This window comes from Psychrobacter nivimaris (genome assembly GCF_009812035.1).
Classification (GTDB): Bacteria; Pseudomonadota; Gammaproteobacteria; order Pseudomonadales; family Moraxellaceae; genus Psychrobacter; species Psychrobacter nivimaris.
In genome coordinates this window covers 1-14339 of the sequence record NZ_VZIZ01000011.1, presented here as the reverse complement: position 1 = coordinate 14339, position 14339 = coordinate 1, and the positions used below count along the sequence as shown (strand labels likewise).

10 protein-coding genes and 4 tRNA genes are annotated in these 14339 nt (G+C 42.8%); 11 read left to right on the top strand and 3 right to left on the bottom strand.

The features are described from left to right. Window positions 1-161 precede the first annotated feature (161 nt). From FQV37_RS04725 to FQV37_RS04715, 3 genes are all read right to left on the bottom strand, one after another. Window positions 162-620, bottom strand: a complete 459-nt coding sequence (locus FQV37_RS04725) for a hypothetical protein (RefSeq protein WP_240990945.1) — start codon at window positions 618-620, stop codon at window positions 162-164. Between the two features lie 364 nt (window positions 621-984). Beyond that, window positions 985-3963: a DNA polymerase I gene (gene polA, locus FQV37_RS04720; protein ID WP_160021494.1), complete on the bottom strand. Its 2979-nt coding sequence runs from the start codon at window positions 3961-3963 to the stop codon at window positions 985-987. Between the two features lie 208 nt (window positions 3964-4171). Beyond that, window positions 4172-4585: an organic hydroperoxide resistance protein gene (locus tag FQV37_RS04715; protein ID WP_114701143.1), complete on the bottom strand. Its 414-nt coding sequence runs from the start codon at window positions 4583-4585 to the stop codon at window positions 4172-4174. A gap of 266 nt (window positions 4586-4851) precedes the next feature. Between FQV37_RS04715 and FQV37_RS04710 the strand changes: the two genes are divergently transcribed. The 11 genes from FQV37_RS04710 to tuf form a co-directional block, all read left to right on the top strand. After that, on the top strand, window positions 4852-5754 hold the full coding sequence (locus FQV37_RS04710; RefSeq protein WP_160021493.1) for a hypothetical protein: 903 nt from the start codon (window positions 4852-4854) through the stop codon (window positions 5752-5754). Window positions 5755-5959: 205 nt separating this feature from the next. Then, window positions 5960-7555, top strand: a complete 1596-nt coding sequence (locus FQV37_RS04705) for a peptide chain release factor 3 (RefSeq protein WP_057758477.1) — start codon at window positions 5960-5962, stop codon at window positions 7553-7555. 202 nt (window positions 7556-7757) lie between these two features. Beyond that, window positions 7758-8609, top strand: coding sequence for an RsiV family protein (locus FQV37_RS04700; protein ID WP_160021492.1), 852 nt, complete (start codon window positions 7758-7760; stop codon window positions 8607-8609). Window positions 8610-8766: 157 nt separating this feature from the next. Beyond that, window positions 8767-9987 carry an FHA domain-containing protein gene (locus tag FQV37_RS04695; protein ID WP_160021491.1) on the top strand — a complete coding sequence of 407 codons (1221 nt, stop codon included), beginning with the start codon at window positions 8767-8769 and terminating at the stop codon, window positions 9985-9987. 174 nt (window positions 9988-10161) lie between these two features. Beyond that, window positions 10162-11658, top strand: a complete 1497-nt coding sequence (gene trpE / locus FQV37_RS04690) for an anthranilate synthase component I (protein ID WP_160021490.1) — start codon at window positions 10162-10164, stop codon at window positions 11656-11658. A gap of 192 nt (window positions 11659-11850) precedes the next feature. Beyond that, window positions 11851-11926, top strand: a tRNA-Thr gene (locus FQV37_RS04685). A gap of 67 nt (window positions 11927-11993) precedes the next feature. Further along, window positions 11994-12077 (top strand) — tRNA-Tyr (locus FQV37_RS04680). 84 nt (window positions 12078-12161) lie between these two features. Then, window positions 12162-12235, top strand: a tRNA-Gly gene (locus tag FQV37_RS04675). 103 nt (window positions 12236-12338) lie between these two features. Next, a tRNA-Thr gene (locus FQV37_RS04670) sits at window positions 12339-12413 on the top strand. A 209-nt stretch (window positions 12414-12622) separates the two neighbouring features. Then, window positions 12623-12940: a DUF6122 family protein gene (locus FQV37_RS14215; protein ID WP_167514297.1), complete on the top strand. Its 318-nt coding sequence runs from the start codon at window positions 12623-12625 to the stop codon at window positions 12938-12940. A 266-nt stretch (window positions 12941-13206) separates the two neighbouring features. Beyond that, window positions 13207-14339, top strand: a 1133-nt coding sequence (gene tuf, locus FQV37_RS04665) for an elongation factor Tu (RefSeq protein WP_160021489.1), incomplete at its 3' end; no start/stop codon positions are given.

Genomic DNA, 14339 nt, shown 5'->3' with positions numbered 1-14339 from the left:
TTTCACTAGTAGTAAGGTGTGACAGGATGTTCAAAAAATGTAAGACGATGATTAGAACGCAAAACGGCTACTCAAGATGAGTAGCCGTAATTGTTTATGAAATTTCTACTAAGTCTTTGTAAGATAACAAAGTCGCTACATAAGAAATCAAACTTATAGTTTTAATTATTGGCGTGGTTGAACTTATAGTTTAACTTCTGAACCAGACATGACTCATAGTCAGCCAGTTTAAATCGCCATAAATAGGTCAAGGCAATACCGTAGATTGCAGTCTCAGCCAGCTCTTCGACAATTTCACCAAATGTATGCGGGAACATAATAGCGTTCTCGCCCATGTACTGAATGATAGCAAGTACAGTAACGCTAAGATAGAGCGAAACGGGTACGTTTTTTAGCACTGCCCATAGGTAATGCCTCGAGTAGACCAGCAAACCAAGGGCGACGAGATAGATAAGGGTAAGGACGCTGTCCTCCCACCAGTCATAAGACTGACCAAGCATCAAAAAATCGCTTGGAACCAGTAAGTCTGGTAGATAGTTCAACTCTCGACGAATGACAGAGACAAATATAAGTACGGCTCCTAGCCAAAAAGCCTTAATTTGTTTGACATGACTTTTCATAAAATACTGTGAACTGCGCAATAGGCATACTATCAAAAGTATAATGCCAGGGACTTCAATGATGCCATCTGAACTCAAAATAACTGGCTCCTGCGTATCAAAAGAATGTGTTAAAAACAAAAAAGTGAGCCCAAAGGCTCACTTTAAAGCAAAAAATATCGAATAGTTAATGTTTAACAGATGACCTATTATAAACCCCGTACCTAGATATTACTGTTATGAAATATAACTAACTGGTCATAAGTGATTGTTAATATAAACAATATATAATGATTTATTGTAGTATCAGTTATCAAAAACTCTCATATCTGCAAGATATATAAATAATCGTGCCTTACATGCTTGATTAAATGGCAGTTAATTATTAATGCGCCTCATCCCAGTTTTGACCACTATCGGTCTCGACCAGTAAAGGTACTGCAAAGTCGACGTTCCAGCCTTTTTCTACTGCCGTAGTCGTCAATACATCTTGCATAGCATCGGTAATTAGCTGGCTAACTTCGTCTACTTTATCGGCATTCACTTCGAACACCAATTCATCGTGAACCTGTAGCAGCATTTTGGCTTGCTCTTTTGGCAGCACTTTATCAACGGCAATCATAGCAAGTTTGATTAGATCAGCAGCAGAGCCTTGTAGTGGGGCGTTAATCGCCGCGCGCTCAGCACCTTGCTTGACCATACGGTTACTATGATTGATATCAGGCGTATAGAGCTTACGGCCCAATATCGTCTCGACATAGCCTTGTTCATAGGCACTGGCACGCGTATTGATCATATAGTTTTTGACACCCGGATAGCGCTCGAAGTACATATCGATATAGTCTTGTGCTTCACCGCGGCTCATCTGTAGCTGCTTGGCAAGTCCAAAGGCACTCATCCCGTATAGCAGACCAAAGTTAATGGCTTTAGCATTACGACGCTCGGTCGAGGTGACGTCAGCGACATCCTTACCAAGCACTTCGGCAGCGGTGGCTGCGTGAATATCTAATCCTTCGTTAAAGGCATGAGTTAGGTTCTTATCACCTGAGAAATGCGCCATTAGACGCAACTCAATTTGTGAATAATCCGCTGCCAAAATAACGCGACCTTCTGGGGCGATAAAGGCTTGACGAATTAAGCGACCAGTTGCAGTACGAATTGGGATGTTTTGCAAGTTAGGATCTGTCGATGACAAACGCCCAGTGCTCGTTAATGCCTGATGGTAGCTAGTATGCACGCGATCGGTTTCGCTATCTGCGACATTATCCAGCGCATCAGTATAAGTACTTTTGAGCTTAGATAATCCACGATACTCTAGCGTAATATCGACCAATGGATGATCGATTTTTGATAGTACAGCCTCACCAGTCGAGTATTGACCAGACTTGGTTTTTTTGCCACCAGCGACGCCTAGCTTTTCAAACAGCATCTCGCCTAATTGCTTAGGAGAGCCTAAGTTAAATTCTTCACCTGCCACTTCATAGGCGCGTTTTTCTAGGGCGATGATTTCTTCATCGAAGCGTTTTGACAGCTCGTTTAAGAATGAACGTTTAATCAAAATGCCATGCGCTTCCATTTGGCAAAGTATCTCTGCTGTTGGAATCTCTAGCTCGTGTAGCAATTTGGCATTATTGGCATCGTTAGCCAGCTCAACGCTGAATACGTCAAATAATTGATAGGTGATATCAGCATCTTCACAAGCATAGTCGCTCGCGATATCGATGGCCACTTGGTCAAAGGTAACTTGCTTAGCGCCTTTACCTGCTACATCTTCAAAGCTGATGGTTTGTGTTTGTAGATAATGACGTGCCAAATCATCCATACCGTGGCGAGTAGCTGCCGCATTGATGACGTAGCTGGCAAGCATGGTGTCCATTGCCCAGTTATTTGGCTGCTCATGTATGGCGCCAACTAGGTCGATATCATAGTGAGCGAGGATATGCGCATCATACTTTAGATGCTGACCGATTTTACCGATATTAGGATTTTCTAAGACAGGTTTTAAGCGAGCTAATACTGTATCGCGATCAAGCTGCTTGGCTATTAGCTCATCACCTTCTAGGCTATGCGTAAGCGGAATGTAATAGGCTTCGTGTGCTTGCAATGCGAAAGATAAACCGACGATTTGTGCATCACGCCAATGAACGCTAGTGGTTTCGGTATCAATGACAAAATGCGGAGCAGCTTCTAACAATTCGACCAAGCTATCAAACGCTGGCTCATCGAGTACAGTGTGCCACGCTTTATCATGGTTAGTACTGTCTTTGATGTTGTCAGTATTGGTCGATTGGAGCGATTTTGCTACCTGTGCCTGTGACTCAGTATTGGCTTGGCTATCAGCAACACTTTTAGAGCCATTGGCAGGGTGATTTGGATGATCGAGCGATGCCAGCTCATTTCTAAACTCAAGCTCATTATATAAGTCGCGCAATTCATCTATATGCGCACAAGGGTCGGTATTGATTTTTAGATCATTCCAATCTTGACCGATGGCTAAGTTGGTGACGATGGTGGCTAGCTTCCTATTAAAAGGAATATCGTCGGCGTGTTCGATCAGACCTTTCGCCCCGCGACCTTTGATAAAGCCAATGTGCTTGAGCATGTTTTCAATATCACCATACTCAACGAGTAGGTCTTTAGCGGTCTTTTTACCGATGCCAGGTACACCTTTGATACCATCAGAGGCATCACCCATTAGCGTTAAGAAATCGATCATTTGATTTGGATTGATACCAAACTTATCGATCACCGCTGGTGTATCCGTGACTTTACCAGTAAAGCTGTCTTCTAGTATTACGCAGTCATTAACCAACTGCATCATGTCTTTATCGCCCGTTGAGATGACCACATGGTGACCTTGCTCGACGGCACGATAGGCAAGTGTACCGATGATATCATCGGCCTCTGCACCCTCGATACGTAATAGCGGAATACCCAAGGCGCTGACCAAACGATGAATATAAGGAATTTGCTCTACCAGCTCTATATCGATAGGCGGACGAGCGGCCTTATAGTCAGGCGACATATGATGGCGAAAAGTCGGTGACTTTGTATCGAAGCAGACGGCCATATGAGTAGGGTGATAACGACGCATCAGTTTTAGCAGCGCATTCAAGGTACCGCGAATCGCATTGGTGATTAGACCCTGCGAGTTTTGCATGGTCTTTGGGAGGGCATGATAGGTGCGAAACAGATAATACGAGCCGTCGACTAAGATAAAGGGCGGCTGATCTTTGTCTACGTGACTGGTATCCATCAGTGCCACATTTGGCATATCGTCAAAATTCGGTAAGGTTTTAGGATCGAGTGCTTGATGGGAGTTGTGGTCGTTATCGGCGGTATTGTCAGCTATATTATCAGTCATAAAAGTCACTTATCAGCTATTAGATAAAAATATATACGCTTATTATAACGATAAAATCAGCGCGTGCCGAACTGCTTAACCGTTACGAGATGTTGTAGCGATAATCTTTTTCACCAAGATTTCAAACAAAAAAAGAACCCAGACTAACTGGGTTCTTTTATAATTAATATATTTTTCATTATTAGTTGATAATGGATCTCATAATACGTTATTTTACTTCTGAAGAGACTTCAACATCGATATTACCACGTGTGGCTTTAGAATATGGGCATACTTGATGCGCTTTTTCAACTAACTGTTGAAACTCATCCGCTGACAAGTCTGTATTTTCACCAATGACATGAATTTTAGCAGCCAGTTTATATTCGTGGCCTTCGCCTTGTAGTAAATCTACTTCTATTGAAGTAGTCGAGTCAAATTTTGCCTTTTCCATCTGTTTGACTGCACCAAGTGCACTATCAAAGCAGGCGCTGTAGCCCATAGCAAAAAGTTGTTCTGGATTATTACCTTCTTTTCCGGAGCCTGGTGGTACCATGTTGATGCTAAGATCGTTATCGTTCAAGCTGACTGAACCTGCTCGGCCGCCCACGACAGTTGCTTTGGTAGAATATAGAGTTTTCATAACACATCCTTTGTTGTGAGTTTTTATGTTTATATCTGAATGGTAAATCTCAACGTGAAACCTAGCATAACAAATCGCAGGCGCAGCTCAGTGCATTGGGAGTAAATATATACTACTAGTTTGTAAATGAGATTTCGGGCACAGTTTTATTCGTTTCTAGATTTACAAGCTTATTGTACAGTCGTCAAAGAGGTGCAATAGCGGTAATGAGCCATATATATTATCAGTACAGATAATAGAAATCTGAATCATAAGGACATTGTTTGATGAATAGATGGATTGCGATACCTAGTGTTTGTTTTTTGACGACGCTCGCTTTGATAGGATGCGAGGAAGAAGACGGCGCTTATGGGACGGCTAGTAGCGAGATTACATTGACAAGCTTTGCTAATAGTTACGATAGCAAAGCCAATGCTACGGCAATTGCGCGAATTGATGAAACGTATCGTACTGGTGCGCGCAACATCAAAACTACCAATCTCATCAACAGTTATAGCAACCAGAGCCTAAATGATTTAGACAGAACGGTACTGGCAGATGATTTCGAAGGTCGACTCGAAAACAAAGACATCGGAGTCAATGGTCGCACGGTCAAACGCCCTATCTATGAAAAAAACAGTAATAACAAACTGGACTATCAAACCACCTATCAAACACTGGACTTGTCGGGCTTAACGACCCGCAGTTATAGCACGGGCACGAATATCGAAGAACGCCGCGGTATTCTCACCGATTTGAGCAACTACTCAGAAATTCCATCCAATGTTGCTTTCCCTGAAGGCTCCGTTTGTTACATTCCAGTCGTGACAAGCGAGCAATCATTTTGGGCATTCAACGACAAAAATAAGACAGGATACTCGTCATTAAGTGAATGGATCGAAGCTGCCGAACGACGCTTTAGTGATGATAGAGATTATAGACTGTCTGAGTTTGACGTTGGCAAAGGGAGTAAACTAAAAGCGGCGCAAGTGATGTTCTTTGAATATAAAAATCAACCTGCCTATGAATATAGTGGTGTTGAATATGGGAAGGATATTTATGAGGCAAATTATGTCGCCAAAGGTAGTACTGACCCGAATACGGACAGTCGTTTTGACGTAGTCGATTGTACAATCGTCAATGAGGTGGCTGGCGACTTCTTAGCTGAGCAAATAGAACGCTACTACTGAGATGAATTGATGGCTATTAGTCGTGCTACTCAAGCAGGATGATCACAATTTAAAAGCCCAAAAACACGCTTTGTTTAAATAACGGAGCGTGTTTTTTTATACGCTAATTCTGCACCCTGATGCTAAATCCGCTACAATACGCCCATTATTTATTTTATTTATTTAGAGTCACTTCTAAATCACATAACTGTTGAAGCTGAAAATTATGAGCGTAGATCCAAAGAAATTAAACAAAGAAGTTGCTAAGCGCCGCACCTTTGCCATCATCTCGCATCCCGATGCTGGTAAGACCACCATGACCGAAAAACTCCTGTTGTGGGGTCAAGCGATTCAGGTAGTGGGCGAAGTAAAAGGCCGTAAGACAGATCGTCATGCAACCTCAGATTGGATGAGCATGGAGCAAGAGCGTGGTATCTCGATTACGACGTCTGTCATGCAGTTTCCGTATAAAGACCATATGGTCAACCTACTAGATACCCCAGGTCACGCCGACTTTAGTGAAGATACTTACCGTACTTTGACCGCAGTGGATAGTGCGCTGATGATGGTCGATGGCGCAAAAGGTGTCGAAGAACGAACCATCAAGCTGATGGAAGTGTGTCGTATGCGCGATACACCTATCATCTCATTCGTCAACAAGCTAGATCGTCAGATTCGTGAGCCGCTTGAATTGCTTAGCGAAATCGAAGCCGTTCTAAAAATCAAATGTATCCCAGTGACTTGGCCTATCGGTATGGGTCAAGATTTCATTGGCGTCTATCATTTGACTGAAAACAAAACTTACTTTTATGAAAAAGGTAATGGCGGCAAGATGACGGTCTCTGAGACCCGAGAAGGCTACGATTATCCAGATATCCGTGAGCGCCTAGGACAGTTGATGTTTGACGCTTTTGAAGAGTCGCTTGAGCTGGTACAGATGGCGCTAGAAGAGTTCAGTGTTGAAGCATTTTTGGCTGGCGAGATGACGCCAGTATTGTTTGGCACGGCATTGGGTAACTTTGGGGTAAACATGGTACTTGATACCTTGGTCAAATATGCTCCGCCGCCAAAAGCCCATCCAACGACTGAGCGTGAAGTATCAGCCACCGAGACAGATTTTACGGGCTTCGTCTTTAAGATTCAGGCCAATATGGATCCGCGTCATCGTGACCGTATTGCGTTCTTGCGAGTGTGCTCTGGTAAGTACGAAAAGGGTATGAAAATGAAGCACGTGCGTCTGGGTAAAGACGTACGTATTGCTGATGCTTTGACCTTTTTAGCAGGTGACCGCGAGGCGCTAGAAGAAGCCTATCCGGGTGATATCATTGGTTTGCATAACCATGGCACCATCTCTATCGGTGACAGCTTCACTGAGGGTGAAGAGTTAAGCTTTACGGGTATTCCACATTTCGCCCCTGAATTGTTCCGCCGTGTGGTGCTAAAAGATCCGCTTAAATCAAAAGCCCTGCAAAAAGGCCTGCAGCAGTTGAGCGAAGAGGGTGCAACGCAGGTCTTTATGCCGCAGATTAATAATGACTTGGTCTTAGGCGCAGTCGGTGTCCTACAGTTTGAAGTGGTCGCGCATCGTCTAAAAGAAGAGTACAAAGTTCAGTGTACTTTTGAGCCAGTATCGATAGCTACAGTACGCTGGATTCATTGTGATGACGAAGTAGCATTGGCGAAATTTAAGAAAAAAGCCCATGACCAATTATCATTAGATGGGGGCGGTTATCTAACCTATCTTGCACCGTCACGTGTCAATCTACAACTGATGCAAGACCGCTATCCAGAAGTGACTTTTAGTAGCACTCGCGAACATTAAATTTATTTATACGCTTATATCGTTTATTGATTAAGACACGCCAGCCGTGTCTTTTTTATTGCCTGTATTTACGATTTAAGTAGTAAGAGTCAGATAATCGTTCGCTTACATCACCTCAAAAACGTGAACAGTGTTCCTACAATACAGTGCAATTGTTACGGTAGAATGATAAACAACATTTTATATTTATAAAAGAGGACATATGCACACTACGACTCAAACTGATGATAAATCGATATCGGCTGATCTATTTTCGATAAAGGTAAGCCAGAGACGTTCAATTGCTATGTTGACTGGCAGCCTACTGTTAAGTGCCGTTAGTACGTCGGTAAATGCAGGAAACTTTATTAGCAGCACTGAATATCTACCGTATCAACTACCCAGTAATATACAAGAGACGTGTGACAAGCGTGATAATTGTCCAGAGATTGAAGTTAAATATCTCAAAAGCAGTCAAAACTGGACAGATGAGATTGCCAATGCCCGTATCGATAATATGGTCGTTAATAGTCAGATGACAGAGTCAGCACCTATCAAGGGTAAAAGCAGCAAGAAGGAAGTTACGGCTGCTCTTGATAGCTTTGTGAGCTCGCAATTTCAAGATATGCCTGATGATGTGTCGTGGGGTTATAATTTAATGATAGCGCCCATTTACTTAGGTCATGTCGATGATTTTGAACTGTTTGAGATTAGTTCCTATGTCTATACTGGCGGTGCACACGGCATGCCTTATAGCGAGTACCTAGTATTTGACCCAAGTACCAAAAAGCAGGTCACGCTTGACGACATGCTTATCTCAGGTAAAAAACCTCGTTTTGAGGCACTTGCCTATGATGCTTATAAAACGTGGGTTAAAACGGTTGCCGAAGACGTGAGCAGTTATGAGAAAAACTGGCCATTTACGTTGAGCGATAATGTGACCTTGACTGATACAGGCGTTAGCATTCGTTACCAGCATTATTCTATCGGCCCATATGCTTACGGTATGCCTATTCTTAATATCCCCTATAACAAGCTCGACAAAGTTATAAAACCTCACTTTATACCAAAGTAAATACTGTATGGTGTCTGAGGAAAGTACTTAATAAACCGTGCTAGGCAACTATTATTAAAGAAATAGCGACAATACTTATCACAAATTGGCAGTAATATTTTAGAGTTATTATTTTTAGCATCATTGGATATTCAATAGAAAAATAAGGAGTTATAACATGACAAACGAGACAGATAGTATGAATACGGCAGCAAGTACAACTTGGCAGCTAAATGCATTGACCGAAGCGCTAGGTGACCTAACACTGACGGTTAGTGATAGCTTATCTATAGGTCGTGGTAGTGATAACGACGTAGTCCTAGGTAGCAAGCAGGTTTCTCGCAATCACGCGGTACTCAGTGTGTTAGACGGTCAGCTGTACGTAAAAGACTTAGACTCTTCTAATGGTACGTTTATTAATGAGCAACGTATTGCAGGTAATGAATCTAGTCATCTCAAAGCAAATGATACGCTTGGCTTTGCAAGTTTTAGCTTTCAAGTACAGGCATCTGCTGCGCCAGTGACTACAGAGGAGCTAGTAGCAGATACACATGAAGATGCTGACACAGCGGTCGTGCCAGAAACCCCTGCTAGTGAGTCTGTGACTGAAGAGCAGATAGTTGAGGGAAACGTTCTTGAAGAAAGTTCCAGCAAAGAAGCTCTAATTGAAGAAGAGCCGATCATAGAGCAAACAGGTAATGAGCCAGTGATCAAAGAAACTGGTATCGAAGAAATGTTACCTGCTACAGATGATACTGTACCTGTAGATACCGGCTCAGATATGACCGAAGAATCAGTCACTCCTACGCACGAAACCGTTGAACCAGTTGTTGAAGAACCAGCTGTTGAAGAGCTAGCTACTAAAGAAGCCGTTGCTACAGAGCCAGTTGTCAAAGAAACAGGGATTGATGAAGTACTGTCTGACGTGGATGCGGCATCGCCTACGCCAGTAGAAGAAACGCCAGTTGCTACAGAAGGGGTAGATGACACATCTGTACCAACAGCAACCCAAACAGAAGCTGTGTCGTCTACAGAGCCATCACAGGCAGCATCTACTGATAGCGCGCCAGTGGTAGAAAAGCAGCCAGCAGTGCATGAAGAGCCAGCAGTCCAAGACGAACACGACAAAACAACAAAAACAGAGTTACAAGAAGAAGCTGACCCTGAAGTTTTAAAAGCCAAACAAGCAGCTAGTGCCCAGTTTTCAGGTACGGCTAATTTAGGGCAGCCGCGCGATCTTGGTACCGAAGGTAATAATGCGATGGATCAAGAAATCAGCAACCCTGCACATGCAGGTCATGTAGAGAAAAAAGCGAGCGGCGGCTGGTTTATATGGGTATTTGTGACCATTCTAATTATCGGTTTGGCCTTATGGTTGTTTAATATGGGCGGTGCATAATTCAATTCTACACTAGGTCTTTGTCGTAATTTTTGATCGAGAGCCTTGTTGTACTTACCGTTTTTTAAACAAATGACTTATTGTAGCGTCGATATTTTAGCGAATATTGGCGCTATATTTTTAGAGCAGCTTGTAGTTTTATTATTGCCTATAAGGTGCTAAGAGATTGCTATTATGATGACTTTTGAAGAATACCAAGCTTTTAGAGATAGAGGCTTTAGTCACGCACCGCTAGTAAAAAAGCGTCTGATGGATGCGCAGACTCCCGTATCTGTATTCTCCAAAGTGCGTGATCTAAACGGCTCTGCCTATTTGTTTGAGTCTGTGGTAGGCGGTGAGCGCTGGGCACGATACTCCATGATTGGATTGGGTAGCGATCTGATTTTGCAGTACGCTGATGGCAATATGACGACCAAACGAAACGATCATATCGATACAGAGGCGGTAGAGAATCCTTTTGATTACCTGCGTGAGCTGATGGCGCAGTATCAAATGCCAACCGCTGAAGATGTGCCGACGATGCCGAGCTTTAGCGGCGGTCTAGTAGGTTACTTTGGCTACGATATGGTACGTGTTATTGAGCCAAGTGTCGGCTTATCTGATGCGCCCAATCCAATGTCGATGCCAGATATGTGGCTGATGCTTTCGATGAGCGTTATTGTATTTGATAATTTAGAGAATACGCTATCAATCATCGTCTATGCTGATTGCCAGTCTGAGGATGGCTACAGTTCAGCTATTCGTGAGCTAGAACAAATCGAGGAAAAGCTAGCAGAGCCATCAAATCTGCGAGCACCTGTGATGCCTACGCCTAAATTTATATCGCAAACAGGTGCCGAAAAATACTGTAGTGATGTCGATAAAATAAAGGATTACATTGCCGCAGGTGACGTTATGCAGGTAGTACCAGCGCAGCGCTTGACAGCGGACTATACAGGTGACTCTCTAGCCGTCTATCGTGCGCTTCGCTACCTAAATCCTTCACCATATCTGTTTTTGGTGCATGGCTATACACTCGATGATCACAAACGCTTTGATATTATCGGTGCTTCTCCTGAAATTCTATCCCGTATCGAAAATGGCAAGGTGACGGTAAGGCCGCTGGCAGGGACACGGCAACGTGGCCGAGATGAGGCTGAAGACCTAGCGCTTGAGCAAGAGCTGCTAAATGATGAGAAGGAAACAGCCGAACATTTGATGCTTATTGATTTGGGTCGCAATGATATTGGCCGCGTTTGCGAATATGGCAGTGTCAAAGTCACAGAAAAGATGTTTATAGAGCGCTACTCACAAGTGATGCATATCGCATCTAATATTGAGGGTACGATACGAGCTGACAAAGATGCACTAGATGTATTTTGTGCCACTTTCCCAGCTGGGACGCTATCGGGTGCACCCAAAATCCGTGCCATGCAAATTATCGATGAGATAGAACCAGTACGTCGAACGGTGTTTGGTGGTTCAGTCGGTTATTTAGGTTGGAATGGTAATATGGACACTGCCATTGCTATCCGTACTGCGGTGATGCGCCGTGGTGAGATACATATTCAAGCCGGAGCAGGGGTTGTTGCTGATTCTGTTCCAGAAAAAGAATGGGATGAAACCAATAAAAAAGCATTGGCATTAATAAAAGCGGTAGAAATGGCCTGTAATGGCTTGCGTATTCGCTAATTAAAGAGCTAGTGATATGGCAAAAATAAAGGCTGCAAGTAAAAAGCCAATTTATCGTCATATTTTTATTTATAAAAAAACTAGCTTAATCAGTGACTTAAATATTTATATCAAATTAATTTAAAAAAATATGAAAAAGTGCTTGCGCATCTCAAAAAATTTGATAGAATAGCCACCACTTTAAGAGAACAAGCCGACTTAGCTCAGTTGGTAGAGCAACTGACTTGTAATCAGTAGGTCGCCAGTTCGATCCCGGCAGTCGGCACCATCTCTCTTAAAGTAGCTTTTTATGAATTTGTCTTAAATGTAAGTCATTTTTGTTCAAAGCAACCTAAGGTGGGGTTGGGGAGCGGTCAAACCCAACAGACTGTAAATCTGTCGCGAAAGCTTCGAAGGTTCGAATCCTTCCCCCACCACCATATTTTCTAAAGTTTGTCATAGCGCCAAGCATACTCTCTATATCTCATAACTCTCGATTAGAGTTATCCTGAATAAGAGTAAATGCGGGTGTGGTATAATGGTAACACCTTAGCCTTCCAAGCTAATGACGCGGGTTCGATTCCCGCCACCCGCTCCATATATACACCATCGCAAAGCATAACAATAAATCATCACGAGAGTCAGTAATTATTGCTGCATCGTGATATTTTTTTTAGTGCAGTTCAAAGGTTTCAATATACGCTCATATAGCTCAGCGGTAGAGCACTCCCTTGGTAAGGGAGAGGTCTCGAGTTCAATTCTCGATATGAGCTCCATTTATTGTTTATACCTTTTATGCTTGTTTTGCTATTTATATAACTTTACGTCGATATCGAAATTATAGAATATTGAAATATATAACAGTAGTGCGGTAGACAATGATTCAAAGGTGACACTGAGGTGTTGCCTTTTAGTGCTGTCAGTATATTAATAAATATTGGTTTTGATGGTCTTATATAGAGAAGACTAAAACTAATAGGTCAGTATGCAGACATTCATACATTATTTTTTGCACTTTGGTTTCCCTCTTTTTATTGCGATTGCGTTTTTTAAAAAAGAGTGGAAAAAAGCATATCTGATTTTGCTTGCGACCATGTTGGTTGATATAGATCATCTGGTAGCAAACCCAATATTTCAGGCAAATAGATGTAGCATTAATTTTCATCCGTTACATACTTATTATGCGATGCTAGTGTATTTTGTTTTACTCTTTCTTCGTAAGCCTTTTAATATCATTGGAATTGGATTGCTGTTCCATATGTTAACGGATTTTACGGATTGTTTGATGATGTCGGTCAGCTAATATCGCGACCTTGCATATCAAGATAATTATACGGTTATAAGAAATCGAGCTTTATATCTACTAGTTAGAGAGAAGTTGATTTCGATTGAGAGATGTATGACTATTTAAGACAAGTCAGCGTATAATAACGGATACAAGAATTAGTTCGGAGCATTGTTTAAGCAGTGGTTCGTGCGGTTGATAGCTAGGTTTATGATGATTTAATTCTATTATGAGCCATTAAACAGCTTTTTATTGATCATTCACCAAAAAAAGAGGAAATACCCATGGCAAAGGCCAAGTTTGAACGTAACAAGCCACACGTCAACGTCGGTACAATCGGACACGTTGACCATGGTAAAACAACCCTTACCGCTGCAATCGCAACCGTAGCTGCAATCACCTCTGGTGGCGAAGCCAAAGACTACGCGTCTATTGACTCAGCACCAGAAGAAAAAGCACGTGGTATCACAATCAACACCTCACACGTAGAATATGACACAGACAGCCGTCACTATGCTCACGTAGATTGCCCAGGTCACGCCGATTATGTTAAAAACATGATCACTGGTGCGGCCCAGATGGACGGCGCAATCCTAGTCGTATCTGCAACTGACGGCCCTATGCCACAGACTCGTGAGCACATCTTGCTTTCACGTCAGGTTGGCGTACCGTACATCATCGTATTCATGAACAAATGTGACATGGTTGATGACGAAGAATTGCTTGAACTAGTAGAAATGGAAGTTCGTGAATTATTGAACGACTATGACTTCCCAGGCGATGACACTCCTATCGTTAAAGGTTCTGCTACTGAAGCCCTAAAAGGCTCACAAGAAAAATACGGCCAACCAGCTGTTGTAGAACTACTAAACGTACTAGACACTTATATCCCAGAGCCAGAGCGTGACATCGACAAAGCATTCCTAATGCCAATCGAAGACGTATTCTCAATCTCAGGTCGTGGTACCGTAGTAACAGGCCGTGTTGAATCTGGTATCGTTAAAGTTGGCGACGAGATCGAAATCGTTGGTATCCGTGACACTCAAAAAACCACCTGTACTGGTGTAGAGATGTTCCGTAAACTGCTTGACGAAGGTCGTGCAGGCGAAAACTGTGGCGTACTACTACGTGGTACTAAGCGTGAAGACGTACAACGTGGCCAAGTACTAGCTAAGCCAGGTTCAATCACTCCTCACACCAAGTTTGACGCTGAAGTATATGTGTTGAGCAAAGAAGAGGGTGGTCGTCACACACCATTCCTAAACGGCTATCGTCCACAGTTCTACTTCCGTACTACTGACGTAACTGGCGCAATCCAATTACAAGACGGTACTGAAATGGTAATGCCTGGTGATAACGTTGAGATGGGCGTAGAGCTTATCCACCCAATCGCTATGGACAAAGGTCTTCGCTTCGC